Origin of the sequence: Paenibacillus popilliae ATCC 14706 (assembly GCF_000315235.1) — a bacterium.
Classification (GTDB): domain Bacteria; phylum Bacillota; class Bacilli; order Paenibacillales; family Paenibacillaceae; genus Paenibacillus_B; species Paenibacillus_B popilliae.
In genome coordinates, this window is record NZ_BALG01000210.1 from 1 (window position 1) to 653 (window position 653).

Consider the following 653-nt stretch of genomic DNA (forward strand, 5'->3'; position numbering starts at 1 on the left):
ATCTTCGTAAGTTATTAACATTACTATTTACAATCATGTCTTCATATACTATAGTGTAGTCGAAAGTTAAATTATTCCAAAGGGAGTGACGTTTTATGAAGAAAACTATTCTTTCTCTTACCGCTGTGATTGCTATGTTTGCAAGTGTACCGGTTTATGCATCTCCTGTTGTTGATTCTGCCTCAGACGTATCGGTTAACGAGTCTGTAATAACCGAACCCAAGGTGAAACTCATTTATCAGTCCAAGGTGCCGGAAAACGTACCAACTGTTGATTATCGTCCTTCTTCAGATTTACAGGTATATAGGTCCCATTCTGTAAAGCCAGGTGAGCACAAAAGAATTGCGTACATTAAGCTACATGAAGGACAAATAGTAACTGTTCATATGTCCGGGTTTAGTGCGACTTTAACTAATGGTTCAGAAGAATTCTTAAAACCCAAAAGTAAAAGTAAGAATAGATTCATCAAAAAAGACGGAGTCTATTTAGTCGAAGTCACTTTGCCAAAAATTCCAAATTTAGATGTAAAGGAGTACAGTTTTAACACCATCTTTAGAGTACAATCTTAACACCATCTTTATAGTTTAATATAAAATAGGACATAGACTCATGCTCCATGTCCTTCAGCAACAGACCCCGCCCGCACCTCTCAT

General features: G+C 36.9%; 1 protein-coding gene. It reads left to right on the forward strand.

Translation table 11 applies throughout. From position 1 onward, the window contains the following. Nucleotides 1–95: 95 nt before the first annotated feature. Nucleotides 96–569 (forward strand): hypothetical protein, encoded by a 474-nt coding sequence (locus tag PPOP_RS13275; RefSeq protein ID WP_006287027.1) that lies wholly within the window; start codon nt 96–98, stop codon nt 567–569. The last annotated feature ends 84 nt before the right edge of the window (nt 570–653 follow it).

Coding starts and splice junctions, on each gene's coding strand:
- PPOP_RS13275 (WP_006287027.1), top strand. CDS start 96: ATGAAGAAAACTATTCTTTCTCTTACCGCTGTGATTGCTATGTTTGCA.